At 59.1% G+C, this 25,247-nt stretch carries 28 protein-coding genes; 10 read left to right on the top strand and 18 right to left on the bottom strand.

Annotated features, from left to right (window positions below; genetic code table 11):
• Window positions 1-101: 101 nt before the first annotated feature.
• From NKJ57_RS22580 to NKJ57_RS22565, 4 genes are all read left to right on the top strand, one after another.
• Window positions 102-356: a hypothetical protein gene (locus NKJ57_RS22580; RefSeq protein WP_023681126.1), complete on the top strand. Its 255-nt coding sequence runs from the start codon at window positions 102-104 to the stop codon at window positions 354-356.
• Between the two features lie 128 nt (window positions 357-484).
• Window positions 485-1,543 (top strand): alpha/beta fold hydrolase, encoded by a 1,059-nt coding sequence (locus tag NKJ57_RS22575; protein ID WP_023804839.1) that lies wholly within the window; start codon window positions 485-487, stop codon window positions 1,541-1,543.
• 19 nt (window positions 1,544-1,562) lie between these two features.
• Window positions 1,563-2,093 carry a DUF1003 domain-containing protein gene (locus tag NKJ57_RS22570; RefSeq protein ID WP_023681128.1) on the top strand — a complete coding sequence of 177 codons (531 nt, stop codon included), beginning with the start codon at window positions 1,563-1,565 and terminating at the stop codon, window positions 2,091-2,093.
• 241 nt (window positions 2,094-2,334) lie between these two features.
• A complete protein-coding gene (locus NKJ57_RS22565; protein WP_023687818.1) occupies window positions 2,335-2,727 on the top strand; it encodes a response regulator in 393 nt (130 codons plus the stop codon).
• A gap of 185 nt (window positions 2,728-2,912) precedes the next feature.
• Here the strand turns inward: NKJ57_RS22565 and NKJ57_RS22560 are convergent, their stop codons facing one another.
• The 3 genes from NKJ57_RS22560 to NKJ57_RS22550 all read right to left on the bottom strand — a co-directional run bounded on the left by NKJ57_RS22560 (window position 2,913) and on the right by NKJ57_RS22550 (window position 4,387).
• Window positions 2,913-3,089 (bottom strand): hypothetical protein, encoded by a 177-nt coding sequence (locus tag NKJ57_RS22560; RefSeq protein ID WP_023687819.1) that lies wholly within the window; start codon window positions 3,087-3,089, stop codon window positions 2,913-2,915.
• Window positions 3,090-3,291: 202 nt separating this feature from the next.
• Window positions 3,292-3,528, bottom strand: a complete 237-nt coding sequence (locus NKJ57_RS22555; protein ID WP_023668023.1) for a DUF6894 family protein — start codon at window positions 3,526-3,528, stop codon at window positions 3,292-3,294.
• Between the two features lie 19 nt (window positions 3,529-3,547).
• Window positions 3,548-4,387, bottom strand: a complete 840-nt coding sequence (locus NKJ57_RS22550; protein ID WP_245260969.1) for a Crp/Fnr family transcriptional regulator — start codon at window positions 4,385-4,387, stop codon at window positions 3,548-3,550.
• Between the two features lie 310 nt (window positions 4,388-4,697).
• Between NKJ57_RS22550 and NKJ57_RS22545 the strand changes: the two genes are divergently transcribed.
• Complete coding sequence (locus tag NKJ57_RS22545) at window positions 4,698-8,027, top strand: DEAD/DEAH box helicase (protein WP_352512477.1); 3,330 nt, start codon at window positions 4,698-4,700, stop codon at window positions 8,025-8,027.
• A gap of 73 nt (window positions 8,028-8,100) precedes the next feature.
• Here NKJ57_RS22545 and cyoD read toward each other — a convergent pair whose 3' ends face one another.
• The 5 genes from cyoD to NKJ57_RS22520 all read right to left on the bottom strand — a co-directional run bounded on the left by cyoD (window position 8,101) and on the right by NKJ57_RS22520 (window position 13,245).
• A complete protein-coding gene (gene cyoD / locus NKJ57_RS22540) occupies window positions 8,101-8,511 on the bottom strand; it encodes a cytochrome o ubiquinol oxidase subunit IV (RefSeq protein WP_023668026.1) in 411 nt (136 codons plus the stop codon).
• A complete protein-coding gene (locus NKJ57_RS22535; protein ID WP_023815896.1) occupies window positions 8,508-9,194 on the bottom strand; it encodes a cytochrome (ubi)quinol oxidase subunit III in 687 nt (228 codons plus the stop codon). The genes cyoD and NKJ57_RS22535 overlap by 4 nt, the downstream gene beginning before the upstream one ends.
• Entirely contained in the window at window positions 9,191-11,191 is a 2,001-nt protein-coding gene (cyoB, locus tag NKJ57_RS22530; protein WP_352512571.1) for a cytochrome o ubiquinol oxidase subunit I, read from the bottom strand. Before cyoB ends, NKJ57_RS22535 begins: the two co-directional genes overlap by 4 nt.
• Window positions 11,192-11,193: 2 nt before the next feature.
• Complete coding sequence (cyoA, locus tag NKJ57_RS22525; protein WP_081732326.1) at window positions 11,194-12,159, bottom strand: ubiquinol oxidase subunit II; 966 nt, start codon at window positions 12,157-12,159, stop codon at window positions 11,194-11,196.
• Window positions 12,160-12,354: 195 nt separating this feature from the next.
• Entirely contained in the window at window positions 12,355-13,245 is an 891-nt protein-coding gene (locus tag NKJ57_RS22520) for an MBL fold metallo-hydrolase (RefSeq protein WP_023668030.1), read from the bottom strand.
• A 299-nt stretch (window positions 13,246-13,544) separates the two neighbouring features.
• Between NKJ57_RS22520 and NKJ57_RS22515 the strand changes: the two genes are divergently transcribed.
• Window positions 13,545-14,702: a beta-glucosidase gene (locus tag NKJ57_RS22515; protein WP_352512478.1), complete on the top strand. Its 1,158-nt coding sequence runs from the start codon at window positions 13,545-13,547 to the stop codon at window positions 14,700-14,702.
• Between the two features lie 69 nt (window positions 14,703-14,771).
• On the opposite strand, the gene NKJ57_RS22510 is transcribed toward NKJ57_RS22515, so the two are convergent.
• From NKJ57_RS22510 to NKJ57_RS22500, 3 genes are read right to left on the bottom strand one after another with little or no spacing between them, the layout of a single operon-like run.
• Entirely contained in the window at window positions 14,772-15,293 is a 522-nt protein-coding gene (locus NKJ57_RS22510) for a ferritin-like domain-containing protein (RefSeq protein ID WP_023687824.1), read from the bottom strand.
• A gap of 47 nt (window positions 15,294-15,340) precedes the next feature.
• Window positions 15,341-16,483: a UDP-galactopyranose mutase gene (gene glf / locus NKJ57_RS22505; protein WP_352512479.1), complete on the bottom strand. Its 1,143-nt coding sequence runs from the start codon at window positions 16,481-16,483 to the stop codon at window positions 15,341-15,343.
• Between the two features lie 2 nt (window positions 16,484-16,485).
• A complete protein-coding gene (locus tag NKJ57_RS22500; protein WP_023729506.1) occupies window positions 16,486-17,658 on the bottom strand; it encodes a glycosyltransferase family protein in 1,173 nt (390 codons plus the stop codon).
• A gap of 353 nt (window positions 17,659-18,011) precedes the next feature.
• Between NKJ57_RS22500 and NKJ57_RS22495 the strand changes: the two genes are divergently transcribed.
• Entirely contained in the window at window positions 18,012-18,929 is a 918-nt protein-coding gene (locus tag NKJ57_RS22495) for a glycoside hydrolase family protein (RefSeq protein WP_023700021.1), read from the top strand.
• A 183-nt stretch (window positions 18,930-19,112) separates the two neighbouring features.
• On the opposite strand, the gene NKJ57_RS22490 is transcribed toward NKJ57_RS22495, so the two are convergent.
• Window positions 19,113-19,289, bottom strand: coding sequence for a hypothetical protein (locus tag NKJ57_RS22490; protein WP_155922451.1), 177 nt, complete (start codon window positions 19,287-19,289; stop codon window positions 19,113-19,115).
• A 140-nt stretch (window positions 19,290-19,429) separates the two neighbouring features.
• On the opposite strand from NKJ57_RS22490, the gene NKJ57_RS22485 reads away from it, so the two are divergent.
• Complete coding sequence (locus NKJ57_RS22485; RefSeq protein ID WP_352512480.1) at window positions 19,430-19,936, top strand: pyridoxamine 5'-phosphate oxidase family protein; 507 nt, start codon at window positions 19,430-19,432, stop codon at window positions 19,934-19,936.
• Between the two features lie 40 nt (window positions 19,937-19,976).
• The gene (locus NKJ57_RS22480; RefSeq protein WP_023733193.1) at window positions 19,977-20,576 is read left to right on the top strand and encodes a cupin domain-containing protein; all 600 of its coding nucleotides are present in this window, start codon (window positions 19,977-19,979) and stop codon (window positions 20,574-20,576) included.
• A gap of 1 nt (window position 20,577) precedes the next feature.
• Here the strand turns inward: NKJ57_RS22480 and NKJ57_RS22475 are convergent, their stop codons facing one another.
• The 6 genes from NKJ57_RS22475 to NKJ57_RS22450 form a co-directional block, all read right to left on the bottom strand.
• Window positions 20,578-20,874 (bottom strand): SemiSWEET family sugar transporter, encoded by a 297-nt coding sequence (locus NKJ57_RS22475; protein WP_023712197.1) that lies wholly within the window; start codon window positions 20,872-20,874, stop codon window positions 20,578-20,580.
• A 14-nt stretch (window positions 20,875-20,888) separates the two neighbouring features.
• Complete coding sequence (locus NKJ57_RS22470; protein ID WP_352512481.1) at window positions 20,889-21,458, bottom strand: hypothetical protein; 570 nt, start codon at window positions 21,456-21,458, stop codon at window positions 20,889-20,891.
• A 116-nt stretch (window positions 21,459-21,574) separates the two neighbouring features.
• A complete protein-coding gene (gene xth, locus NKJ57_RS22465; protein ID WP_352512482.1) occupies window positions 21,575-22,351 on the bottom strand; it encodes an exodeoxyribonuclease III in 777 nt (258 codons plus the stop codon).
• 68 nt (window positions 22,352-22,419) lie between these two features.
• Window positions 22,420-22,632, bottom strand: coding sequence for a hypothetical protein (locus tag NKJ57_RS22460; RefSeq protein ID WP_245259911.1), 213 nt, complete (start codon window positions 22,630-22,632; stop codon window positions 22,420-22,422).
• Entirely contained in the window at window positions 22,629-22,784 is a 156-nt protein-coding gene (locus NKJ57_RS22455) for a hypothetical protein (protein WP_352512483.1), read from the bottom strand. Before NKJ57_RS22455 ends, NKJ57_RS22460 begins: the two co-directional genes overlap by 4 nt.
• A 63-nt stretch (window positions 22,785-22,847) precedes the next feature.
• Window positions 22,848-23,375 carry a YciE/YciF ferroxidase family protein gene (locus tag NKJ57_RS22450; protein ID WP_023704627.1) on the bottom strand — a complete coding sequence of 176 codons (528 nt, stop codon included), beginning with the start codon at window positions 23,373-23,375 and terminating at the stop codon, window positions 22,848-22,850.
• 423 nt (window positions 23,376-23,798) lie between these two features.
• On the opposite strand from NKJ57_RS22450, the gene NKJ57_RS22445 reads away from it, so the two are divergent.
• Window positions 23,799-25,199, top strand: coding sequence for a phospholipase D family protein (locus NKJ57_RS22445; RefSeq protein WP_352512484.1), 1,401 nt, complete (start codon window positions 23,799-23,801; stop codon window positions 25,197-25,199).
• Window positions 25,200-25,247 lie beyond the last annotated feature (48 nt).

Below are 25,247 nucleotides of genomic sequence, written 5' to 3'. Positions count from 1 at the left end.
CATAGGTTAATGACAGCTTGGCGCGCTGTGGCGGATAAAGGGGAAACCAGCGGGCACTTGACGGGTGCCCGAACCGCACTTCACTCGTTTGGAGACGTTTGATGCTTGACCGACCCATTCTTACGAATACGGACGCTCTCTATCCAGACGACCTGAAAACGCTTCGGTCGGTTTTCGACGCGCTGTGTGAGGAATTTGAGATTTCGTCGGACACTACCGCGGCAGAATCCATCGCGAGAGAGCTGGTCAGACTTTTCCAGACCGGGATGACGGAAGCGGCCATGCTGATCATTGCCGTGCGCGCACGTTGGCAGGGTGATTGGAAAATGGGAGGCAGCAGTGCTGCCCAGGCTTAACGGTCCCAACTCCATGGAGAAGGCCTACTTTAGCCGCTTGAGCCGGTTGTACAGCGTTGTCTTGTCTGGCGGAACAAGCTTTCGCCCCGAGAGTTGGGGTCGGCAGATAGTTTCCAACAGGCACGGGCATGGCGTTCGACAGAGATGGACCGAAACTCGCGACCGGGTTGCTCGCGGCCTCGTTGGCGGCGCTGGCGGCATACAACGCCATCCGCGCCAAACGTGCGATTGCCGGCCGGGCATGCGGACGTGTGATGGAGATCGATGGTGTGCGCCTGCATTTTATCGAAGCCGGAACCGGCATGCCGCTGCTTCTCCTGCATGGCAATGGATCCATGGCGGAGGATTTCAAGTCGAGCGGCATCTTCGATGAGGCGGCAAAGACCTATCGGGTGCTTGCATTTGATCGTCCCGGTTTTGGGCGAAGCTCACGGCCGCGCGGCCGGCGTTGGTCCGCTCGCGACCAAGCCGACCTTATACATGCCGCCGCCTGCGGGCTGGGTATAGAGAAATACCTCGTGCTTGGACATTCCTGGGGAGCTTGGATCGCCCTCGAATTGGCGCGCAGGCATTCTCCGTCGGTCGCCGGCATCGTGCTGGTCTCGGGCTACTACTATCCGCCACCGCGGCTGGATCTTGCACTGGCCGCACTCCCTGCATTGCCTGTGATCGGCACCGCGTTTCGTCACACCTTGCTGCCGCCGCTTGTAAGGCTTGCTTGGCATTGGGCAATGGAGAAGATCTTTAAACCCGCCGTCGTCGCCGGCGACTTCGCCGCACTCGCCAAAGATGTCGCCAGCCGCCCTTCCCAATTGCGGGCGGTTTCTCTGGAGACAGCATCGATGCTGGCCGCGTCCTTGTTGGGAAAGGCCAACTATAAGGACATTGCCGTGCCCACCGGCATCATGGCGGGATCCGGGGACCGGTTGTTCGACGCGCAACGCGATGCACGACGCTTGCACGCGGAAGTCGGTGGGTCTCTCCTTGAGGTGGTTCCGGGCGCCGGCCATATGGTTCATCAGAGCGCCCCGCAGGCAGTGGTCGGCATGGTGCACACTATTGCAGGAGGGCACGCCTTGTCCCAAGGGGGCCGTCGGCAGCGACCCAAGTCTCGTGCCGTCGAGTTCAAGGCAGATCCGGCCTCGCGGGAGCCACCGGCGATAAGCGACGCCGCTTGCACGGAATGATCTCCAAACGGGGCTTTCAATGAGCGACCAACGTCCAGCCGACATGCAGTCGGTGCTCCACCAGAACATACAGGCCCTGGTGGAGCACAGGCGACAGCAAGAGGAGCACCAAGGCGTTCAAGCGTGGGTCGCCGGCGCCGTTTCGCGCTTCGCGGGAAGCATGACTTTCGTCTATCTGCACCTTGCAATTCTTGTCGTCTGGGTCCTCGCGAACCTTGGCGCGATACCAGCCGTCCCAGCTTGGGACCCGACTTTCGTGATCCTAGCCATGGTCGCCTCGGTTGAGGCAATCTTCCTGTCTACTTTCGTGCTGATCAATCAGAACAGAATGGCCGCACACAGCGAGCGGCGAGCCGAACTGGATTTGCAGATCAGCCTTCTGAACGAACATGAAACCACGCGGCTGATCGAGATGGTGGCTGCCTTGACGGCGCGTCTGAATATCTCGACCCCGGCCGACAAAGAGCTGCCGGAACTCGCCGAGAATGTGGATCCCCAAAAGGTGATGACGCAGATCCAGCAAGCTTCTGGAGATCAGGAGAACGCTTGATCAAAGCGACCTCGTCGGCAACGGTTAAGCGTCGGCTACAACATGTAATTCAGCCTCATTGTCCAAGGCTGTCGAAGCAGCTAAGCCGGTGTCGGCCTTTTCCAGGGTGGCTTCCCGACGTCACAAGTCCGCCGCGCAATCGAGGCAGCGTAGAGCTTCGATACCAACGGCTGCTGCGCGTCAGATGGAACCAAGTTGACGCCGAACTCGTATTAGCGGTGGCGGCTTGGGGAGATTCCGGATGAGCGAAGGTGCTGTTCTGATCGTCGAAGATGAGACAATGATCCTGCTCGACCTCGAGTCAGCTTTGGAGGAGGCCGGCTTCCAGGTCGTCGGCACTCGGAGTGCCGCCGAGGCGCTGGCGGCTTTCGACCCCGATCCGACCAAGTTCAAGGCCGTGCTCACGGACATCCGTCTGGGAGCAGGACAGTCGGGGTGGGAGGTCGCTCGGCACTTGCGAAGGTCCAACTCGACCATCCCGGTTGTCTATATCAGTGGCGACAGCGCGGTACACTGGGGAGCGGAAGGCGTGCCCAACAGCATAATGATCACCAAGCCCTTTTTTCTGCCGCAGATCATAACTGCCGTTTCTCAACTTTTAAACGCGCAGCAAGGTGCAGAAACTCACCTCTAGGAATCGGACCGCGGCTCCACGAAACCACCGAACATTCTTTCTTCGGCCAATCGGCGCCGTCCGGCGTAAAGCGTTCGCGTCTGCCTGGGTCAAATGTCGGCGGCCTCAACCAGATGTCGACCTCAGCTCCTTTCCCTCGCCACCGGCTCGCATCCACTCTTGAGCCCTCCCGAAAGCAGGGGCGCTCATTGGTTGAGCTTTCGGTCGAGTTCGTCAAGCAATGACCGATGCTCGCTGGGCATGTCCGCATCTGTCGGCAGATCCAGCAACTGGCGAAGCTGGCGACGATTGGCGTCCGATGAAATCCACTCCCGTATGAGGCGGGCTATGACCTTTTGTTGTGCCTTGCCGATTTCTTCCATGTTAGATTCCGAGCTTGTCCGTTGGACGAACTCGGCGGCTCTTTGATGGTTCCCCGTCCTGTACACAAATCGAGGCGAATCGAGGCACAATCTATGGGTTAATGCATGTCGCTCAAAAGTGGCCCTGGTTTTGAGACACGACATGCCAGTGGATGTTTGCAGTCCCAGTCCGCTCGCCTAACGCTGCGCGTAGAGTGCAAATTTATACGTTCGATTTTACCCGAAGCGAGAGGCTTAGCCGCAAAATCTTGGCGCCATTTTCATCGCGCACTTCGATAAACAATTGCTGCCCGTCGACGCTCTTCAGTGACTCTCTCGTGAGGTCGACAAGGCCCTCGAATCCCGCGCGGCGGACCTCCTCGAGGCCAGCGCATTCGACACCTATTTCGTCCTCGAAGATGAGATCGCCATCGCCGCTGTCGAAGAAAAATCGTGCCATCGGAGAGCTTCCGTCACTGCTAATCTGCGGGGTTCCTTTGGTGCAGGTAGGTCGTGTCGAAATCTCCTGCGTGAGTGAGGCCAGCCCAGTCCAGTGCGTGAACTTTTGATCCCGAGGTGGCAATGAGACCTCTGCGTCGTAGTTCCTGGAGCATCCGGTTGACGTGGACCGTGGACAAACCCAGTGCATCGCCAAGGGCCGCCTGTGTAATGGGAATATCCGCCACGTGATCCTCAATGCGCCCCATAGAGCGCAAGCGAAAAATCAGTTCGCACAGGATGTGAGCCATGCGGGTGTATGCCTCGCGTCTTCCCACATTGATGACCCACTCCCTGTAAATCGCGGCATCTATCAACGTCGACCGCCAAAAAGCGGTGGCGATGCGAGGGTGCTGGTCGCAAACGGCACGCAGGGTGTCATGCCGCATGAAACCTATTCGCGCCGGCGTAAGGGTCGAGAAGTTACAATCCATGACCGACAGATGCAGCCCATGCAGATCAGGAATGTCGCCGGCGACGAAGAATGATGTGATTTGTCGCTTTCCTTCGCCCGTATGTTTGGTGGAACCGACCAAGCCATCAAGAACGACAAACGAGTAAACAGGACGGTCGCCCTCACGCACCAGATCGTGGTTGGCCGAATATTCCTTCTCCTGGATCGGAATGCCTTTCAGAACGCCGATGTCGGCCTCTCGAAGATCCGAGATGGTCTGAAGCTTGCGAATGAGTACATCCGAGGATGAGGTGGGGAACAAATTGACTACCTGGCTGATGTTGGTGATCGAACTATTATCCGCGCCAAAAGTTCCGACTGGCATGGGGACATATGCGCGGCGGCAGAAAGCGCCGCCGTGCGGCATGGTCCCATGCCTGGAGCGTTTTGCCAGCGTCGAGGGTGGTTGAAGATCCCGGAATGATCCAAGCACCAGTTTTTTAGGACAGCCATAGGTGAGCCAGGCAGCAATGCATTAACCTATGACATAGGCTCGGTTAGAAATTGTCCCGCTGGGCAGCCAGCCCCAGGAGTTCGCCGATCACGGCGCAGCTTTGACCCAGTCGCTCCCCCCAATTTCAAGGGCTGCACCCGCAGCCAGTCCTGGAACTCTTTGATGCGCCACCAGGAACGGGGTGGCTCCGCTGACGTTGTCTCAGTGGCAAGGTGAGATTTCAGTGAACAGGCATATTTCGCGGACGGATGTCGAACAAATCGATCACACGGATGACAGCGGGTTTGCGATAGGGCACGGCGGACCGCCATCCTCAGCAATCGCGGTAGCGCTGGCCCGTGGCCTGGAGACCAGTCGGGACAAACACATCATCCATATAGCTCCCTCGGAACGCAGTGCCGAGGAGATCGCCGGCGCCTTGCGTCAGTTCCTGCCTGACGCGGATATCATCTTGCTGCCGTCCTGGGATTGTCTGCCCTACGACAGGGTATGGCCCACACGCGCCAATATGGGGCGAAGGCTTCGCGCGTTGCGTGAGATCGCAACGAAGCCGGATCGCCCGCGCATCGCTGTGATGTCGCTCGAAGCCATTCTGCAGCGGGTGCCGCCTGCTCCGGTCATCGCTGGCGGTTTCACAATTCTGGAGGTGGGACAAAAGCTCGACCGTGACGATTTCAGAACCAGGTCCGAAGCCATTGGCTATGTCGTCGACGAGAGGGTCGACGAACCGGGTGAGATAGCCTTTCGGGGCGATCCCATCGATATTTTTCCTGCTGGCGCGGACGGCCCCGTTCGCATCATCGTTGGTCCCGATGCCTGCATCCGCCAGCTCAAGACCTACGACCCGCTCAGTCAGCTCAGCAATCAGGTTCGAGACTCGATTACGGTCGGACCGGCATCCGAGCTGATCTTTAAAGCTGGTGAGCATCCTGAGTTGACAGCGATGCGCGCGACGTCGATGGAGGAGCGCCTGGTCGCATCGTATGGCGCTATGCCATCCGTCTTCGATGCGGCATCCAGCGCTTCGATCTCCTTCCTTGAAGGGACCGACGGGCAGCCGCTCGGCAGAATTCTGGATCTGGTCGAGGATGCACGTCGTGCCAGGCAGGAGGCAGCCGGAACGAAAAAACCTTTGCCGGGACGATTTTACCTATCCCGTGAAGAGTGGGACGCTGCTCTGCTTAACCGCTGCTGCGTGAGACTTGCCGTTTCTGCCGTGGGAGTTCCCAAATTCTTCCGCCAGGCCCGACCCGGGCATGATTTCGCGGAATTCGTCACAAGGCAGACGAGCGCCGGAGTCAGAGTAGTGTTCACCGGCGATGCCTCTGAATTGCAGCGAGCAGATCGCCTGCTCGATAGGAGACTAGGCCGGCGGGCAGAGGAAGCGGCCGACTTGCCGCAAATCCTTTCGGCCGCAAGGGGCTCTCTTCTCAAGGCTGAATTCGTCCTCGACGAAGGGTTTGTCGACGCGCAATCCAATATCGCCGTGGTGGCCGCATCCGACCTGTTTGGTCCCGCGTTGAAGGCGAACGGGAGCGCGACCACGGGCATACTCGAACCCGAGTTGCGCATTGGCGATGTCGTCGTCCATGAAGACCATGGCCTGGGCGTGCTCGCCGCGGTCGAACAGGTCGAGTTGGCTGGCCAGCAACAGGATGTCGTCAGACTGGAATATCATGGCGGGGCTTCCTTGCTGGTTCCGGTCGACGACTTTGGACGAATATGGCGCTACGGCTCGGAACCGGAGGCAGTGTCCCTTGATCGCCTCAACGGCGAGGGCTGGCCGAAGCGACGCGAAGCTGCGTTGCGCGAGATCGACAGGCTGGCCAAACGCCTCTTGAGTCTTGCCAAAATCAGGTCCAGTCAGCCTGCCGAGATCATAAAGCCCTCCCGCACGGACTTGGCCCGTTTTGCGGCGAGATTTCCCTATACGGAGACGCCCGACCAAGCGGCCGCCATCCGCGCTGTGCTCGATGATCTTTCGTCGGGAAGAACAATGAACCGGCTCGTCTGCGGCGATGTCGGCTTCGGCAAGACAGAGGTCGCCCTGCGTGCTTGCGCCGCCGCCGCTCTCTGCGGGAAACAGGTTGCTATCATAGCACCGACAACGGTGTTGGCACGACAGCACTATGAGACGTTCAGCCGCCGCTTCGCAGGAACCGGGCTGCAGGTCGCCCACCTTTCTAGGATGGTCGGGGCAGCGGAGGCGAGAGCGGCAAAAGAGGGTCTGCGGAGCGGCCAGGTTGCGGTCGTTGTGGGTACTCAGGCCCTGGCGTCCAGGAGCGTCACCTTCGCCAATCTTGGACTGCTGGTGATCGACGAGGAGCACCGGTTCGGGGTCAAGTTGAAGCGGGCCCTGCGGACCATGACGCCTCGCCTTCATACGCTGAGCATGAGCGCCACACCGATACCCCGGACGCTGCAATCGGCGTTGTCGGGCATCCAGGACGTCAGCGTTCTAAACTTTCCACCCGCCAAACGACGTCCCGTTCGCACGATCTTGGCAGCGTTCGATCCAGCATCGGTGCGCGCGGCCCTCCTGCGTGAATTTCACCGGGGTGGACAGAGCTTCTTCGTGGTCCCGCGGATCGAGGATATTGCCCCGGCCTGTGACCAGCTGAACAGACTGGTGCCGGAACTCGGGGTCAAGACGGCGCATGGTGAAATGAAGGGGAGACAGCTGGACGAAGTCATGGTCGGATTCGCCGGCGGTGATGGCGACATTTTGTTGAGCACCGACATCATCGAGAGCGGCCTCGATGTGCCGCGGGCCAACACCATCATCGTTTGGCGCCCCGACAGGTTCGGTCTGGCGCAGTTGCACCAGTTGCGGGGCCGGGTCGGAAGGGGGGCGGTGCAGGCCGTTGCGTTTCTTCTGACCCAGCCTGGCGTTGAACTAGCCGACGGCACCAGGGCCCGGCTTTCGACGATGCTTGCGCTCGATCGGCTCGGCTCCGGCCTGGCAATCAGTCAAAGAGACCTCGACCTGCGTGGGGCCGGAGATCTTTTCGGCGAAGACCAGGCCGGGCATATGAAGCTGATCGGAGTGGGCTTGTACGAGCACTTGCTGGAGCGGGCGGTCTCGGCGGCTGGCGGAGGGGCCAACTTCAGCAAGCAACTTGCCGAGATCAATGGCTCGGGAAAGGGGGCTTTTCCCGAGAGCTATGTCGACGAGCCTACGGTGCGCGTTGGCCTCTATGCGCGGCTCTCCCGCATCCGTTCGGAGCCGGACCTCGATACATTCAGCGAAGAGCTCGAGGACCGCTTTGGAGACATGCCTGGCGAAGTAGCCCTTTTGCTGGAATTTACCAGGTTGCGAATAGCAGCGTCGGAATTGGGCGTCGGCAAAGTCGATGTGGGTCCCGAGGCCATCGCGATCACCCCTCGGAACAAGCCGTCGGCGTCCCAATGGCGGAACGGCAAGGCGTTGGGCCTGGACTACCGGAACGGCCGCCTGATTTTCAGGCCGATCCAGCCCAGCGTCTCAGGCATCGATGCGGTTCGCTTAGCGCTTGATGCCCTACGCGCAGCCCAGCCAAAGCACGAGATCTGACGAGCCTTTTGTCTCCTGGGGCCATCGGTGCGAATGGTGCACTGTGGGCGGCCGTGCGTTCGCAGGGCAGCGTTCAAGGCATGGTTCCGGCTTGATGGGGTGTCATGGCAGCCATGTTTTCATTCAGGTGGGCCATGATCCAGATAGAGCCCAGAACCACCAGCGCGACGATCAGCACGCCGAAGGCCAGCGCCAGGATGTTGTTGGTGTTGTCCGGCCCGGTGGTCAGGTGCAGAAAGAAGACAAGATGCACGCCCATCTGCGCAACAGCGAGCACCACCAGGGCCGAGATGACCGCGGGCTGGTAAATCAGATCGGTTCGCGCCGCCAGGAATGATGCGATCGTGAGCAGGATGGCCAGCCCGAAGCCGAGCACATAGCCCGAGAGGCCCCCAGCCGTTTCGTGCTCGCTTATGTGTTCCTCGCCCGGCGCTGAATCGCGGCGGTCCTGCAACTCGCCGGTCTTGCTCTCGAACTCGGTCATGACGATGCTCCCAGCAGATAGACCAGGGTGAAGATGGCAACCCAGATGATGTCGAGGGCGTGCCAGAAGAGCCCGAAGCAGTGGAGCCGCCGCAAGATGTCGGGCCGAAAGCCCTTGACCCACAGCTGCGCCATCATCGTTCCCAGCCAGAGCAGGCCGAGACCGACGTGGGCACCGTGGCAGCCAACGAGCGCAAAGAAGGCAGAAAGAAATGCGCTGCGCGAGGGGCCTGCCTGCTCGCCGATCATTGCCGCGAACTCCTGTAGTTCCAGGAACAGGAACGCTGCCCCGAGCAACCCCGTGACGAGAAGCCAGAACTGCGTGGCAGCCATTGATCTGCGACGGGTGGCGAGTGTTGCCACGCCGCCGGTGAAGCTCGAAGTGAGCAGAAGGCCCGTCTGGACCGCAACCCGTGTCGGTTCGAACAGATCCTTGCCTGTCGGTCCGCCGGCGGTTGCCTTGGCGAGCACGGCGTAGGCGGCGAAAAATGCCGAGAACATGATGATGTCGGACAGGAGAAAGATCCAGAAGCCGTAGGTCACCGTGACGAACTTTGAGGCCGGGCCGCCTTCTCCGTGGCCCGTCGCAGAGCGCACCGCATGCCGACCGGTGTGATTAAGCCGATACGGGTCCTGTGCCTGGGTGCCGGCGCTGATGTCGCCGGAGAATGCGTGATCGCTCATGCCGGGCGCTCCCACCCGCGCAGCCGGGCAAACTGGGCTGCCTTGTGGTCATGGTCGATGCGGGCGACCTCGTCGACAGGGATCTCGTAGCCTCCATGATCGCGCCAGGCGAATACGACGAAGGTTGCGTAGGCGCCGATGAAGCCGACGATCGCCAGCCACCATATATGCCAGATCAGCGCGAAGCCGATCAGTGTGCTGAAGAAGGCGGTGACGAAGCCAGTCGGGCTGTTGCGAGGCATCTCGATCGGCTCATATGCCTTTTCCTCGTCCGAGCTCTGTCCGATCCCTCGTTGCTTGATGCTCCAGTAGGGCTCTTCGTCTTCCACGTGAGGCAGCCGTGCATAATTGAAGACAGGAGGAGGAGAAGATGTCGACCACTCCAGCGAACGCCCGTCCCACGGGTCGCCGGTTTCGTCGCGAAACTTGTCGCGATGCCGGATCGAAACGAAAAGCTGTGTGATCTGCAGCGCCGCGCCGGCGATCATCACCACCACGCCGAAAGCGGCCACCACCAGCCACGGTGCCCAAAGGTCCATATCGATATGTTGCAGGCGCCGCGTCATGCCGAGCAGACCGACAATATAGAGCGGTACGAAGACCAGCATGTAGCCGGCCAAGGTGACCCAAAATGCCGCCTTTCCCCAGCCTTCGTGCAAACGGAAGCCGAACGCCTTGGGGAACCAGTAGGTGAAGCCGGCGAATGCTCCAAACAACACGCCCGAGATGATGACGTTATGGAAATGCGCGACGAGGAAAAGGGAATTGTGTAGCACGAAGTCGACCGGCGGGACGGCAAGCAGGACGCCAGTCATGCCGCCGACGGTGAAGGTGGTCACGAAAGCCAGTGCCCAAAGCATCGGCGTGTCGAAACGAACGCGCCCGCCATACATGGTGAAGAGCCAGTTGTAGATTTTCACACCGGTTCCCACGGCAATGACCGACGTGGCGATGCCGAAGGCGGCATTAACGTCCGCTCCGGCACCCATGGTGAAGAAGTGATGCAGCCAGACCATGAACGAGACGATGCAGATGAACATCGTGGCCGCGACCATCGAACGGTATCCGAACAGCGGCTTCGATGAAAAAGTCGAGAAAATCTCGGAAAAGATTCCGAAGGCGGGAAGCACCAGGATGTATACTTCGGGATGGCCCCACGCCCAGATCAGGTTGACGAACATCATCTGATTTCCACCAGCTTCGTTGGTGAAGAAGTGGAAGCCGAGATACCGGTCCAGCGTCAGCATTGCGAGCGTGGCGGTAAGGATCGGGAAGGCTGCGACAATGAGCAGGTTGGACGCGAGCGAGGTCCAACAGAACATCGGCATTCGCAGATAGCCCATTCCCGGCGCCCGCATCTTGAGGATGGTCGTCACCAGGTTGACGCCGGTGAGCAGCGTGCCGACGCCGGAGATCTGGATCGCCCACAGATAATAATCGACACCGACGCCCGGCGAGTAGGCGGTTTCCGACAAAGGGGCATAGGGCAGCCAGCCGGTGCGCGCGAACTCGCCGATCACAAGCGAGATGTTGACCAGCAGGGCTCCGGAAGCCGTCAGCCAGAAGCTGACGGAATTGAGCGTCGGAAAAGCGACATCGCGTACGCCAAGCTGCAGCGGCACGACGAAATTCATCAGGCCGATCATGAACGGCATCGCGGCGAAGAAGATCATGATCGTGCCGTGCGCGGAAAAGATCTGGTCGTAATGCTCCGGCGGGAGGTAACCCGGCCCGTGAATCGCCAGCACCTGTTGTGTGCGCATCATGATAGCATCGATAAAACCACGAAGAAGCATGAGCATCGCCAGCACAATGTACATCACGCCGATGCGCTTGTGGTCGACCGAGCTTATCCACTCGCTCCGCAGATATGGCCAGTAGCCCTTCACCGTTATCCAGCCAAGCACGGCGGCTGCTGCCAGAAAGACGCCAAGGGCTGCGCCGAGGGGGATAGGTTGATCGAAAGGAACGGCCGACCAGTCGAGCTTGCCCAGCATCGTCATTCTGCGCCTTGTGGATGATGGGTCATCGTTGCCGCCGCCGGGGGGAATGCCCTTGGGCTCACCTGTGGCTCGCCGCTGGCTGCGCTCTCAGCAGGCCCCGGACCCGGTGGGAGCGTCTGCTGAACGACCGCTTCGAACAGCCCAGGCTGGACATGACCGAAGGAAGCCGGCGCCACATTTGTGCTTTGCCGGGCGAGTTCGCGATAGGCATTGGCATTCAGCACGCCGCCCCCGCCACGCAGCGATGACGCCCAGCGGGTGAAGGCATCGGCTGAAACCGCGCTCACACTGAAATTCATATCCGAGAAGCCGTCGCCGCTGAAGTGCGCCGACTGGCCGAAAAAGCTGCCCTCGCGGTCGGCCTGCAGATGCAATTCGGTCTGCATGCCGTTCATGACGTAGACCATGCTGCCAAGCTGGGGCACGAAGAACGTGTTCATCACGCTGGCCGAGGTCAACTTGAAACGCACTGGAACACCGGCGGGGATAACCAGTTGATTGACAGCGCCCACGCCCTGCTCGGGATAGAGGAACAGCCATTTCCAGTCGAGCGCCACCACCTGAATGTCGAGCGGCGGCTGGCTAGAAGGGATCGGTTTGCGCGGATCGAGCTGATACGATCCGTAGTAGATCAGACCGCCAATGAACAGGATGGTGAGCGTCGGGATCGACCAGACGATCAACTCCACGCGTCCCGAATAGGTGAACTCCGGGTTATAGCGGGCGTTGCTGTTCGAGGCGCGGAACTTCCAGGCGAATGCCAGAAGCGCAACAAGCGTGGGAACAACGATCACCAGCATCACCGCCAGCGAGTTCAAAAGGATCGTGCGATTGCCGACGCCAATTGGTCCTTGGGGATCGAGCACTCCCCCCGCGCAACCGGGCAAGAATGCGCCTCCGAGGATACAGAGCAGTTGGCGTGTCAACTTAGGGCTGGATGGCAACAACACCGGTTCTGCAATCTCTCTTTGCGGGAACGCGTGCTAGGGGCATGCGTTCATCGGGTTTCCATCTGAGCCTCCCCATGGCGCGGAACCTCGCGGCACTTCGCAGGGTGTCGCCCCTAAGCGAGTGCCCCAACTGTCGCCGGCTGGGTTTGTTCCGCTGGACGAGTTACTCTGTCCGATGTCCCGCGTTGGACCAATCCGACCATAATTTCAGAACGATGGCGGCTCGATTGGCCTAGCTATCGGCGACGCTGGCTCGCGCACGAATTTCAATTTCGGCGGGACGGCGAATACCCTGAACCGCTCAGCCAGGTTGTCGAGAGCCTGACGCATGCCCACTCCCGCAGCAGCCGCGCCGTGCCCACTGATGACCATCTGGGGGCCCAAGGCAGCCAGATGCTTCACGGACCTTTCCGCTGCATCCCAGTCTGGCGTGAAATAGCGCGGCGGACCGTGCATCTCGAGATCCTGAATGGCGACTTCATAGACCGACTCCTGACCGGTGGTGATGAAAGCGTCTCCTACGATGAGCGAGCGGTCTTGCTCGCGCCAGAGCGAGATATGCCCAGGGGCATGTCCGGGTGTGTGCAGCCATTGCCATCCGGGCATTCCGGGGATCGATCCATCGGCGGGCAAGGGTTGCAAACGGCTGCCAAGATCGATTGGCCCGCGTGGAAAAAGCGGTGAAAGCAGCGCCATCAGTCCACCCCCAACCCAGGGATCCGGTGGCGGATAGGATGTGGTTCCGTCCAAATAGGGGTGCTCGAGTGGATGGGCGAAGACAGGCACGTCCCAGCCATTTGCGAGTTCTAGAACCGTTCCCACATGGTCGAAATGGCCATGGGTCAGGATGATTGCAGCCGGCCGTGCGTTGACGCCGAACCGCTTTTCCGCGACCGCTAGAATGCTGCTGCGAGACGTCGGCAACCCGGTATCGATCAGCACCCAGTTCCGATCTCCGCTGCCCGGTGCGCCGAAGAACACGACATTCACGATTGCTAGCCGCAAGTAACCCAGGTCCGGTGCGATGCTCCAAGCGCCGTCGCCACGATCCTCGCGCCTGGCGTGGTCGATCTCGGAAAGTCGAATCTGAACGGTCATGTGATCCCATACCTCTGTTGTTGCCGAGCAGCCGCTCGAGTGGATGACGGCGGCGGTACATCGCCCGAACTTGGGACGGGCCTCCTTGTTCCTCATTTGCCACGCGGCTCCCGGACAGTTCACCACCGGAACAAAGGCTCTACCAATGGGTTCGGCACTACCCGGCCACGCAAGGACGAGCTGGACTGAGCAACGAACATGGGGCGCGCCCGACCGAATTCGGTATTTCGCCAACGCGGTTCCCGGTCCGGACAAGGCGGCCGAGTTCGAAGCCGATTGCCCAAAGGAGACTTCGAAAAATGAGCGAAGTGGGACGCCAGACGGAGGCCTCGGTTCCGGAAGCTTCGCGCTTCGCCAGTTTTTTCATGGCAGGCTTTGAATGCTCCTCGCACCGGCGCAAGGACGGCGTTCGCCTCGATCTTATTCGTGCGACCTCGCATAATTTGCATGCCCTGGGCGACTACCGCGGCTGCGCCGAACTCGGCCTTCGCACCATCCGCGACGGCCTGCGTTGGCATTTGATCGAAACCGCTCCCGGAACCTATGACTGGTCAAGTTGGGCGCCAATGGTCGAGGCAGCCCGATCGGCAGGTGTTCAGGTAATCTGGGACATCTTTCACTACGGATCTCCGGACCATGTCGATCAGGGCTCGCTGCATTTCATCGACGCCTATGCCTCGTTCGCGGCAGAAGCCGTCAACGTACACCGTTCGATCACCGGAACATCGCCTCTGTTGTGTCCCATCAACGAAATCTCCTTTTTCGCATGGGCTGTTGAGGTCGGCTATTTCCCGCGTGTGGGGCCGAACAAACGTGGATGGTTCAAGCGGCACCTCGTGAAGGCCGCCATCGCGGGTGTTCGTGCAATGCGGGAGATCGATCCCACCTGCAGATTTGTCTGGGCCGAGCCGCTTATCCATATCGCCCCTCGTGACCGGACCCGCAGCGAACGGCGCCGGGCCGAAAACGCCCGACAGGGGCAGTTCGAAGCTTACGACATGTTGCTGGGCCGCGCCGAACCTGAGTTGGGCGGGAGCGAAGATGTTGTCGATGTCGTGGGCTTGAATTTTTACCCGCACAATCAATGGTACGTAAACGGGCCGACGATTCCGATGGGACACCACGAGTACCGCGCCCTGTCGGAAATGTTGCTAGAAGTTGCTCACCGGTACGGTAAGCCGATGTTCATTGCGGAGACCGGTTCCGAGGGATCCGGCGGGCCGGCTTGGCTCCACTATGTCTGCGACGAGGTGCGTTCCGCAATCAGTCTCGGAGCGCCGATCGAGGGTATTTGCCTGTACCCGATAACGGCCTACCCCGGCTGGGACAATTCGCGACATGCCGAGGTTGGTTTGTTTTCCGTCATCCAGGCTGATGGCAGGCGACACCTGCGCAAACCCACAGCAGATGAACTGGCCCGTCAGCAAGCTCTTCTCGTGGCGGACACGACGCCTTGAAGAGGCCTCAAACGAGGGAGGGGCGGGCGAGCGTCTGTTTCGAAACGCCGCCCGCGCCGGTGCGGTGCATCAGCTTTTTGCAGTCGCCCCGGCCTCGCGCAACCTGGCATACCGCATGGTAACGTCGCTCAGATTTTCCTTGAGCCAGTTGGCCATGGCTTCCTCTTCGTTCAGGTTCTGCTTGAGGGCCCTTTCAGCATCCTGGAAGCCCCCGGCGTCGGCCAGTACCAGCAGCGAATTGTAGGCAGCAATCTCGTAGTTCTCGAATGCGAAATTCGCCAGGCTGTTCTTGATGATCTCGTCGCCGGCCATCGAATGTCCAATGGCGGCCACGCTGCCAACCATCGACAAGGCGGTGTCCTTGAGGGTGGAGTGCTCCTCGCCAAGGCCCTCCAGGACGGACTCGAGTCTCGTGATCTGGCCTTCGGTTTCCTGAATGTGCCGGCGCAAGCGATCGGCCACCTCCGGATAGTTCTCTATACGCTCGACCTGAGGCTTCATGATCGACAGCGCTTGATTTTCCATGGCGTGCGCGTTGCGCAAGCCGACGATAAATATCTCACGGCTTTCCGAGTTGAAGTTTGTATCCATCGAGTTTCTCCTTCTGATACCCGCCCGATCTTCCGTCTTGAAAGAAACTATCTTCTCGGCTCGGCCAACAACGGCTCGTCCGTGCGCGCCCAGGCCGGGAGGCTTTTTTGGATGCGCGCGAAAGTGGCCAGAGCCTGTCCGACTACCTGGTCCATGTTGTAATAGCGGTAAGTTGCAAGCCGACCGACAAACCAGACGTCTGGGCAGCTTGCCGCGAGCGCTTCATAGCGCTTGTAGAGCACTTCGTTTTCGGGCCGGGGCACGGGATAGTACGGGTCCCCGATGTCCGTGGGGTATTCGTAGGTCAGGCTGGTCCGCGAACTCTGCTGGCCGGTCAGATGTTTGTACTCGGTAATGCGCGTGTAATCTTCCGTCTGGGGATAATTGACCACGGCAACCGGCTGAAATTGCTCGCAATCCAGTGTAACGTGCTCGAAACGAAGCGAACGGTACGGAAGGTGCCCGAGCTGCCAGCCGAAATATTCATCGATCGGGCCGGTATAAACCATGCGCCTGAACGGTATCTTCTCACGAATTTCACGGAAGTCGGTCTGCAGCATGATCTTGATGTTCGGATGATCGAGCATGCGTTCGAACATCCGCGTGTACCCGCCGGCCGGCATTTTCTGGAAGCTGTCGCTGAAATAGCGGTCGTCACGGTTGGTCCTGGTCGGCACTCGTGCCGTGACGGATTTGCTCAGCTGACTGGGATCGACGCCCCATTGCTTTCTAGTGTAGCCGCGGAAGAATTTTTCATAGAGCTCGCGCCCCACGGTGCTGACGACGACGTCCTCAGCCGTTCGGACGTCCTCCACCGTTTCGCGTCGCGACGCGAAGAAATCCTCCAGCTGTGCCGAGGTCAGGTCCAGCCCGTAAAGCCGGTTGATGGTGTCGAGATTGATCGGGATGGGAACCAGTTGCCCGTCTACGGCCGCCAACACCCTGTGCTCGTACGGCCGCCATTGCGTGAACTGCGAAAGGTAGTCCACTATGGCTTGGCTGTTGGTGTGGAAGATGTGCGGGCCGTAGCGATGGATGAGGATGCCGGCTTCATTGTAGCAGTCATAGGCGTTGCCTCCGACATGGCTGCGGCGATCGATCAGCAAAACGCTTTCCTGACGCTGCGACGCTATCCTTTCGGCAAGCACGCTGCCGGCGAAACCCGCGCCGACGATCAGCCAATCGAACATGGCTATGCACTCCTGCGAAGGGGCACGACCTTCTTGCGTTGATAGGCGCGCTCAATGTGAGCTGCCATGGCATTCCATGTCCGTTCCCAGGACATGTCCGCAAGATAGGCATCGACTTGCTGCAGGAGCATCTGACGCGGTCGCGAAAGGACGGAGCGCAGCTTGATTTCCAGATCGTCACAGTCGGCGATTTCCACCAGCCCGGCAGCACCGTAACTGCGAACCACGTCGACGATTGCCGTCGAGATCACCGGCAGACCCGCCGCGAGAAATTCCGGCGTCTTGGTCGGGCTGATGAAACGCGTCGCCTCGTTGAGGGCAAACGGCATCCATCCGGCGTCCCAATGGCGCAAATAGTCGGGCAGATCGCAGTAGGCTTTCGGCCCAAGCCAATGAAGGTTTTCGGCTTGCGGCAGGCTTGCAGGGTCGATCTTGACAACCGGACCGAGCATGACGAAATGCACGTCCGGCATTGTCTTTGCCGCTAGCGCCACGAGATCGACGTCCAGCCGCTCGTCGATGACGCCGAAATATCCAACCCTCGGGGAAGGAATGCCCGCCTGGTCGGCTGGGTCCCTTCCTGGCTGTCTTGCGGTGTGAAAGTGCCTCACATCGATGCTGCTCGGAAATGGGAAGATGGCGGGATGGAGGTGACGCTTGGTCTCGAACAAGCTTAGACCACCGGTGAAAACGAGATCCGCGCGGCGAAGAAGCGCCTTTTCCATCTGGCCCAGCTCGGGGGGCGCATTCCTGAACGCAGAGAGTTCGTCCATGCAGTCATAGACGCATATGTCTGGGTCGAGGAATTCCGTAAAGCGAAGAGCCATTGGGGTGTAGTACCAGGCGATCAGCCGGCTATGCGGCATAGAAGCGATGGTCTGCTGCACAAATCTCCGCTGGACGGCATCTGCTTTCGCGGCCGACGTGCCAAGCGGCAGCACAGGTGTGACAATCAGAATGTTTTCCGATGCCACGCTCGTCCGCATCAGCGGCTGCGGCAATTCTTCGAAAACGGGTTCTTCAAAATAGACCACTCGCTGCTGAGCGGATGCGAGGGTGAGGAGATGCTGCGGACGCTGGTGAACAAAATTCCATCGTAAGTGGGAGAAGCAAACCAGTATATTTTCGCGACGAACATATTGACTGCCGGTTACCCCGCCAAAGGCCGCTTCCATTGACATACTCCCTCTGTGACACTATTTATGTTACGATTAACATTTGTTAATCGCGAATGGAGAGAACTACTTAGTTCCAGCTCCTAACTTTCGATCAGGTGAGTTGTTCCAACTGAAATGAAGAAGGCCCGGTCGCCCGCTTGGTCCACGCACGAAGCGGGATCTGGGTGCGGAGGCGAGGGCGGCTGTCGGAACCCGGCCGCCACTGAAAGCGTGGTTGAACGAGGAATGCTGGTGGACAGCGGCATTGCCGTATTTGCGTTGAACTCGTTGGCTATAGAATGTGCCTAACATCAATGATTCGCCTGTATCTCTGCGCGTCTCCGACTGCCGAGGCGAATTCCGGGGCTGACATGAACATCAACTTTGAAACCAACGTTTTTCCACTGTTTCATCCGCAAAGCGTGGATGATCTCAAGGACCCGTGTCCTGTTTTCGATGGCCGTGTCTGGCACGTCTTCGGGTCAAGCGGCACGGTCACCACCGAGACGTGGAGAATCTTGCATGCCACGGCGCCCGATCTTTATGGGCCGTGGGCCGAGCATGAGCCGATCGAACTTCCAATCAACGGTACTGGTGTTGCGGCTCCCGGTGTGACCCACGAGTGCGGCGTCTTCCACATGTTCATCCAGACAGAATTCATGAAGTCGGGTGGCCGTTGCGAGCATGCGGTTTCCAACGACGGGTTCCATTGGGTAGTCCTCAGTCCGGCCATTCTGGCCATCCCGGACACGGAAGAGGACGGCATTTACGATCCGCATCCAGCAGTCATTGGCGGTGGGCGCTACCTCGTTTATTCGGCTATGCCAAAATTCACCAGGGTGCCTCAGCCCGACATCTATCTGGCACGTAGCCAGTCCGACTCGTGGTTCGGTCCGTGGAAGCGGATCGGCAAAATCCTCGACCACAACGATGTTCCCCACCATAACACCAGAGATGATCCCGACTACGAATGGGGCATTGAGGGCGCGCAACTGATCGAGCTGCCGGACGGCCGGGTGCTTCTCAACGCCACTTGCTTTCTTCCGAATGGCCTTCGGGGAAACCGGCAACGGGTGTTTTTTGCCATCGCCGACGAGGTCAGCGGGCCTTACGTTTCGATCGGCCCGGTGTTGGAGCCAGGTCAACCGGGCGAGAACGGCCACTCGACAGTGATGATCGATGGCAGTCAGCTTTCACTGTTCTACCAGAGCCGGGTTGCCACAACCGATCACCGATGGCGCTATGGTTTGGCCAGATGCGACGTCGCTCTCTTTTCAAAGGTCGCGTGATTCCGGGCTGCCATTAGCGCCTTGAGGCGGATGCGCGTCATGCGGCCATGGAACTCCGGAGGGTTGAAGGTGATCCGCGTCGGTGACGGTAGCAAAGTGTCATCGCGAAATGATTTCAGCCCGTTCGTCAATTGTCTCCGCGCATCGATGACACCGCCAGATGCCCGACTAATGGGCTCATAGCTATTTCTTCGGTCCCTTGACAGGGAATGTCGCGTCGCCGTCTTTTTTGCCGGAGATCACCCGCGGATCGGCGCTGGCGACGCCATCGTTTCCGCCGCCCTTGTGGTCCTTTTCCGACTGACCCTTAGCGTCCTGCTCGGGTGTCCGTCTTGATGTTCGAAGCGTCTTGTCCGCCATCATGGCCTCGCGTTTGCCATCCAAACTTCCGGCAATTTCGAAAGTTCCACCGCTTTAGCAAGCCGAAGAACCCAGTGAGTTGGAACGTCGTGGCGGGACGTGAGTTGTAAGCGAGGATATTCACCCGCAGGAGGACGCTTATGGCTAACCGCCGAGAGCAGACGGACCTCACGCCCGCCGAGGCAACAGACCGCATCTGGGAACTCGCCGAGGACATCGACGTCTGCATGTTTGTGACCTGGGACGGCGGGTACAATCGAGCCCGTCCGCTATCTGCGCGTGTGGTCCGTGAGGAAAACGCCATATACTTCCTCGTCAATGACGACAGCGCCAAGAGCAAGCAACTGTCGACCTATCCAAAGGTCACATTGGCCTGGAGTGACAACAGCCACTACAAATACGTCACGATGTCAGGCCCGGCCACAGTGACAAATGACAGGGAAAAGATCGCCGAGCTCTGGGAGAAAACTGACTCAGCCTGGTGGGATAATGCCGATGATCCCGAGATTCGTCTGATAACGGTCAAACCCGACGAAGGCGAATTGTGGGACAGCCCGGGGCTAATGATGGCTACCGCAACGATGGTGTTTGCGGCCGTTACCGGCGCCAAGCCGAATGTGGGCGACAACGCAAAGGTCGAGCTCTGAGCGAGCGGCTAAACTAACCTCTGCTTTAGAGGCAGCGTCGATGAGCATTTTGGAAACCAGCAAGAAAGTGATCGAGAACGTCACCGGTTTCGCAAGACCGCGCAAGCAAGCTGTCGCCGGATTTGTGAGGCAGCGAAAGTCGAATGAGTTCTGGTTCAAGGATGATGGACTTGTACCCAATCATCCAGCATGGCCGCTCGTCGTTTATCGAGGCGCCGTCGAATTGCCCGAAGGACTTGATCCAGCAGCCGTCATGGAGGTGCTTTTCGATGCAAACGGATGGGGCGATAGCTGGCGAAACGGCATCTATGATTACGTTCACTATCATTCGCAAATACACGAGGTTCTGGGCATTGCCCGCGGAAATGCTGAAGTCCGGTTTGGGGGCAAGAAAGGACGAACGCTGTCGCTGAAGGCTGGCGACGTCGCGGTCCTCCCGGCAGGCACCGGGCACCAATGTCTCTCGTCATCCGATGACTTTTTGGTTGTCGGCGCGTATCCTCCATTTGGGACTTATGACGAATGTAGGAGCAAGGATCAGCATAGCGATGCGCTCGCAACCATCCCCAAGGTGGGGCGTCCGCGCAAGGATCCTGCATATGGTAGCCAAGGTCCGCTTCTGAAAAGTTGGAAGCGTTAATTTAGTCGTCGGGGTCGAAAGCCTTGGCGACCGCCTCTTTCTCAGCCTGCGGCAGGACTGTCATTGTGAGAATGAACGCTGACAGCAGGAGACAAACGCCATTCGTGATTATGATCGGCCACTCTGCCTTCATGATGCCGAAGGCCAGCCACAAGGCGAACCCCAACACAGTGATGGCATACGTCGGTGCGGAGATGCCGCTTGTCTCTCGTGTCCTGATGATTTTCCAGGCTTGCGGCGTGAAACTGCTCATCGAGCAGACGGTCGCGAGATAGCCGATGAGCGTGACTGTCTGCATGGAAGCGGCCTGCCCTACGTCGCAGATACGCGCTTGAGATCAGATACGCGGACCACGCCGTGCTGGCTGACAAAGGTCAGGGTGGAGTCCGTGCTCTGGCTCTGCGAAACACCGGATATGCGATGGTCGCCTGTGTCATAAATCTCCATCTTTCCATGATCGTCGATGACCAGGCGGCTTCGCTCAGGAAACGCTGCGTAGCGCATATTGTTTTGAGAACCAGCGGCAGACGGGCTCCCAAACTCCTCAGGCCACCATGAGCCGCCGTGGGCCATAGCTGAAGAACGATAGCTCACATTCGTGTCGTCGCGTTGTGGCTTGGCGGGATGTTCGCGCAAGTAGGCCGAGAGCTCCGCCGCGATAGCGTTGAGCGTCGCCTTGAGGCTGTCGTTGAACATGTCGCCGACCATCGTCATGCCGGAGGACCATTGTGACATTCCTCCGAAGTCGACGTGGCTGAACTGGGCCATGGTTCCACCACCACGCCGCAACGCCTCAAGGACAGCCATGACAGCGCCATCAGTGACGCCATGCTGGCGTGCAAGGCGCGCAGTCAGTTCAGCTTCCTTTTGAGTGTTTTTCATCATTGCGTCCTTTGAATCGCTTGGCGCCGGCAGTCCTCATTGTTGGCGATAGACATGCGGCCAAATCTAATCACGAAGGAGCGCCACCAGGTCTTCAGGCTCCTTGCCGAGGAAGCTCAATCAAGTTCTATCCAGGCTGGCGCATGATCGCTCGGCTTGTCCCATGCACGCGTTTCGGCATCTACTCCGGCATTCTTCAGGCGATCCAATAGGGATGAACTCAGCAAGAGATGGTCCATCCGGAGCCCGGAACTCCGATCGTACCCGCCGCGGTAGGAGAAGTTCCAATAGGTGTAAATTCCCTTTTCTGGATGAATGCGACGGACGGCATCGATCCAGCCCTGAGCAAGCATTTCGGCGTACGCGCTCCGGCTCTCGGGGAAGTAAACGGCATCGCCAACCCAGCGCCCCGGCACCGCCGCGTCGATCGAGCCTGGAACGACGTTATAGTCGCCGCACAGGATGGTCGGTGAGCTATCGCCGAGCAGCACCTGGCCATAGGTGATCAAACGTTGGAACCAGCGAAGTTTGTAGTCGAACTTCGGCCCCGGCGCTGGATTGCCATTGGGCAAATACAGGCAGCCGACAACAAGCCCATTCACATCTGCCTCGATGTAGCGGCTGTGCGAATCGTCGGGATCGCCCGGCAGACCTCGACGACGTTCCAGCGGCTCAATCCCGCGAGCGAGGATTGCTACGCCATTGTAGGACTTCTGTCCGTGCCAGATTGCGCCATAGCCGGCGTTTCTAATCGCATCGACGGGAAATTTTTCGTCAGAGGTCTTCAGTTCTTGAAGGCAGACGATGTCATAGCCGGTTTCGCCAAGCCACTTGAGAAGCACTGGCAGTCGGCCGTTGACGCCATTGACGTTGAAGGTTGCGATGCGGGTCATCTCGACGATTTAACGTCTTTGCGCCGCTTCGATGCGACATAGAGTCGGTAGCCAAATCTTGCCTTTTGTCATCGTCCATCTGCATTTTTGCTCGAAGCATTGGTGCTTTGACCGGAAGCAGCGGATGTCTTTGCATCTTTGGAATGCGCGGCAATCGCCGGACCCGCGCCGGTAGCTTTACGCATATCGCCGCTCCCCTTGCCGTCAGTCGATTTCTTGCTCAACAGTCCTGAGAAATATTTTCCAAAGAAGCCCATCCGACTCTCCATCTTGGCGCTCATTCGGCGACTTTGCGGGCCCTGAACTTATCTCTGCGCTGTTCTCGCAACTGCCGAGGATCGCTGCGCGAACCACCAAGGGCGCGGCGCCTGACCAGCGCGGCCGAACACTCAAGCAGGAAACATTCCAGTCCTTTGTAGATATGCGTGACCATGTCCTTCATCTCCCGCGACCGCCTCGGCACATGGGTCGCCGAGGCGGTTGGGTAGGCGATCAATCAAGCCGCTTTCCGTTCTGCCGCTCGTTCGTTGACGCCGGCTTCACCGAGGGCAGTCAGCGCCTCGTCGGTGGCCTTCTCCTCCTCAAGTGTCGCATTGAGGAGCGCAACCACGTCATCCTTGCCGAGCGTCGTAGCCCAGGCAATCAGGGTTCCATACCTGGCAATCTCATAGTGCTCCACGGCTTGCGCGGCACCGACGAGCCCTGCATCGAGCGAAGTCGAACCCTTGTACTCCTGAAGGATTTCAGATCCTTCCTCCAGGATGCCGTCGATCGCCGGGCAGGTTTTGCCGCGCGCGGCCGCGCCGAGAATCTCGAAGACCTCCTCCAGACGTTCGACCTGCCCCTCGGTTTCAGCGAGGTGCTTCTCGAATGCTGCCGCAACTTGCTGTTCGGATGCGCCTTTGGCCATCTTCGGCAAGGCTTTCAGAATTTTCTTCTCGGCATAGTAGATGTCTTTGAGGCCATCGAGGAAAAGGTCCTCCAGGTCCTTGTTGTTGCCATTGGCTTTCTTGGCAGTGGGCATTGTGCCGTCTCCTCTGTTGAAAATTGCCCGTCGCGAGCATTTTCTTAACTCGGAAACCCGAACCCGGTTCCGGGATAATGGAGATATCTAAATTTAAAGGGTCCTGCGCTTCACTGAGAACAACGACCACGTCATTCTCGTCGAAGAGCCGCGGCGGGGCGCACGCCATCGGGCTCCCGCCAACGGTCGTGCGGTCTGAGGGCCTGGGACTGCAGGAGACGCAAGTACCGCGGCGGCAGCAGAGCAGTCGGGGCAACGCCTCTCAAGCCTCCTGACCGCTCTGCAGCCGCTTGATTGCTGGCCCTGCTTGCATCCAGGAATTGGGTGATTGGACGCTGCGTATGCAACCAGAATACCTCAGAATGGTTCTAGCTATGATTTGAGCGGGATGGCAGCGAGCGCCGTCCAAAGGTGGCAATTTTTATGGACGTATCGCTTTCGCGAACCGCAGACGACAACATCAAAACCGGCAAGAGCGGCTTGCTGCTTGTCTCGGACAATTATGACGCTTTCGCTCTGCGCGTGCTGGCCGCAAGGAGCGCTGAGCGCAGCCTCGACCTGATGTACTACCTTTGGCATGATGATCACACCGGCCGCTTGCTGCTTCGCGAGGTTTTTCGAGCTGCTGAGCGCGGTGTTCGGGTGCGCATGCTCCTTGACGACGTCAATCCGCGTAAAAATGATGCGGCATATCTGGCGCTGAACAACCATCCAAACATCGAATTGAAGTTGTTCAATCCGAGCGGTATCAGGCGCGGCCGGATCATGCGTGGTGTGGAAGTGCTGTTGCGGCTCTTTGCATTGACGCGACGGATGCACAACAAGGCTTGGATCGTCGACGACAAATGCGCCATTGTCGGCGGTCGGAATGTTGGCGATGCCTATTTCGATGCGGCAGAAACCAATTTCCGGGACCTCGATCTGCTGCTCCTGGGGCCTGCGGTACGGCAAACCGCGGCGATATTCGATGCCTTCTGGGCTTGCAATGAAGCCAAGCCAATCAAAACCCTGGGATCAGTGGCTGAGCATGAGCATGCCAAATGGCTTGAAGGAAGCGATACCGGCCCCGATCCCAAATTCCTGAACGGCATCGGCAACCGGGGCTCGATCACAGAGTTTATTGCGGCCAGCAACGACGTTCATTGGGTGGATGGCGTGCGGGTCATTTCCGATCCGCCGGAGAAGGTTCGTGGTTGGAGACGTCGCAGCTGGCTTATGAAAGAGCTGCGTCCGATCATCCAATCCACGCGCGGGTGTCTGGAAATTGTGTCGCCCTATTTCATCCCCGGCAAAAGGGGCACAGCGATCTTGCTGGACCTTGTCGGCGCCGGTGTTGACGTTTCGGTTCTGACCAATTCCTTGGCCGCCACGGACGTCGCCGCAGTCCATGGCGCTTACGCAAACTATCGCAAGCGGCTGCTGAGGAATGGCGTCAATATTTTCGAGCTTCAGCCGTTCAACCGGCGCTCCGCAATCTCGGTGTTTGGCTCGAAGGGCGCCAGTCTGCATACGAAAGCTTTCACCGTCGACGACAATATCGGCTTCGTCGGTTCCTTCAATTTCGATCCACGGTCAGTGTCCTTGAACTCGGAAATGGGCGTGCTGTTTGAGGATCCGAAATTGGTCGCCGAGCTGCGGCATCGATTCCAATCGGAAATATCTCCGGAAACAAGCTATCGGCTCGAACTGAAGCACAATGTTCTGCATTGGCATGGATGCGGCGAAGGCAAGATTCAGGACTATACGCATGAACCAGAAGCCGGATTTTTTCGCCGTATCCTGGCGGTCTTCGTCCGTCACCTCCCGATCGAATCTCAGCTCTAGCATCTGATGATGGCCGAGGACCTCGCGATCTCAGCAAATTGCCCTGCC

Source organism: Mesorhizobium sp. M0077, assembly GCF_040322955.1.
Classification (GTDB): domain Bacteria; phylum Pseudomonadota; class Alphaproteobacteria; order Rhizobiales; family Rhizobiaceae; genus Mesorhizobium.
The sequence above is the reverse complement of the archived record's forward strand: the minus strand, read 5'-3'. Positions and strand labels throughout refer to the sequence as shown.

Coding starts and splice junctions, on each gene's coding strand:
- NKJ57_RS22580 (WP_023681126.1), top strand. CDS start 102: ATGCTTGACCGACCCATTCTTACGAATACGGACGCTCTCTATCCAGAC.
- NKJ57_RS22575 (WP_023804839.1), top strand. CDS start 485: ATGGCGTTCGACAGAGATGGACCGAAACTCGCGACCGGGTTGCTCGCG.
- NKJ57_RS22570 (WP_023681128.1), top strand. CDS start 1,563: ATGAGCGACCAACGTCCAGCCGACATGCAGTCGGTGCTCCACCAGAAC.
- NKJ57_RS22565 (WP_023687818.1), top strand. CDS start 2,335: ATGAGCGAAGGTGCTGTTCTGATCGTCGAAGATGAGACAATGATCCTG.
- NKJ57_RS22560 (WP_023687819.1), bottom strand. CDS start 3,089: ATGGAAGAAATCGGCAAGGCACAACAAAAGGTCATAGCCCGCCTCATA.
- NKJ57_RS22555 (WP_023668023.1), bottom strand. CDS start 3,528: ATGGCACGATTTTTCTTCGACAGCGGCGATGGCGATCTCATCTTCGAG.
- NKJ57_RS22550 (WP_245260969.1), bottom strand. CDS start 4,387: ATGCCGCACGGCGGCGCTTTCTGCCGCCGCGCATATGTCCCCATGCCA.
- cyoD (WP_023668026.1), bottom strand. CDS start 8,511: ATGACCGAGTTCGAGAGCAAGACCGGCGAGTTGCAGGACCGCCGCGAT.
- NKJ57_RS22535 (WP_023815896.1), bottom strand. CDS start 9,194: ATGAGCGATCACGCATTCTCCGGCGACATCAGCGCCGGCACCCAGGCA.
- cyoB (WP_352512571.1), bottom strand. CDS start 11,191: ATGCTGGGCAAGCTCGACTGGTCGGCCGTTCCTTTCGATCAACCTATC.
- NKJ57_RS22520 (WP_023668030.1), bottom strand. CDS start 13,245: ATGACCGTTCAGATTCGACTTTCCGAGATCGACCACGCCAGGCGCGAG.
- NKJ57_RS22515 (WP_352512478.1), top strand. CDS start 13,545: ATGAGCGAAGTGGGACGCCAGACGGAGGCCTCGGTTCCGGAAGCTTCG.
- NKJ57_RS22510 (WP_023687824.1), bottom strand. CDS start 15,293: ATGGATACAAACTTCAACTCGGAAAGCCGTGAGATATTTATCGTCGGC.
- glf (WP_352512479.1), bottom strand. CDS start 16,483: ATGTTCGATTGGCTGATCGTCGGCGCGGGTTTCGCCGGCAGCGTGCTT.
- NKJ57_RS22500 (WP_023729506.1), bottom strand. CDS start 17,658: ATGGAAGCGGCCTTTGGCGGGGTAACCGGCAGTCAATATGTTCGTCGC.
- NKJ57_RS22495 (WP_023700021.1), top strand. CDS start 18,012: ATGAACATCAACTTTGAAACCAACGTTTTTCCACTGTTTCATCCGCAA.
- NKJ57_RS22490 (WP_155922451.1), bottom strand. CDS start 19,289: ATGGCGGACAAGACGCTTCGAACATCAAGACGGACACCCGAGCAGGAC.
- NKJ57_RS22485 (WP_352512480.1), top strand. CDS start 19,430: ATGGCTAACCGCCGAGAGCAGACGGACCTCACGCCCGCCGAGGCAACA.
- NKJ57_RS22480 (WP_023733193.1), top strand. CDS start 19,977: ATGAGCATTTTGGAAACCAGCAAGAAAGTGATCGAGAACGTCACCGGT.
- NKJ57_RS22475 (WP_023712197.1), bottom strand. CDS start 20,874: ATGCAGACAGTCACGCTCATCGGCTATCTCGCGACCGTCTGCTCGATG.
- NKJ57_RS22470 (WP_352512481.1), bottom strand. CDS start 21,458: ATGAAAAACACTCAAAAGGAAGCTGAACTGACTGCGCGCCTTGCACGC.
- xth (WP_352512482.1), bottom strand. CDS start 22,351: ATGACCCGCATCGCAACCTTCAACGTCAATGGCGTCAACGGCCGACTG.
- NKJ57_RS22460 (WP_245259911.1), bottom strand. CDS start 22,632: ATGAGCGCCAAGATGGAGAGTCGGATGGGCTTCTTTGGAAAATATTTC.
- NKJ57_RS22455 (WP_352512483.1), bottom strand. CDS start 22,784: ATGGTCACGCATATCTACAAAGGACTGGAATGTTTCCTGCTTGAGTGT.
- NKJ57_RS22450 (WP_023704627.1), bottom strand. CDS start 23,375: ATGCCCACTGCCAAGAAAGCCAATGGCAACAACAAGGACCTGGAGGAC.
- NKJ57_RS22445 (WP_352512484.1), top strand. CDS start 23,799: ATGGACGTATCGCTTTCGCGAACCGCAGACGACAACATCAAAACCGGC.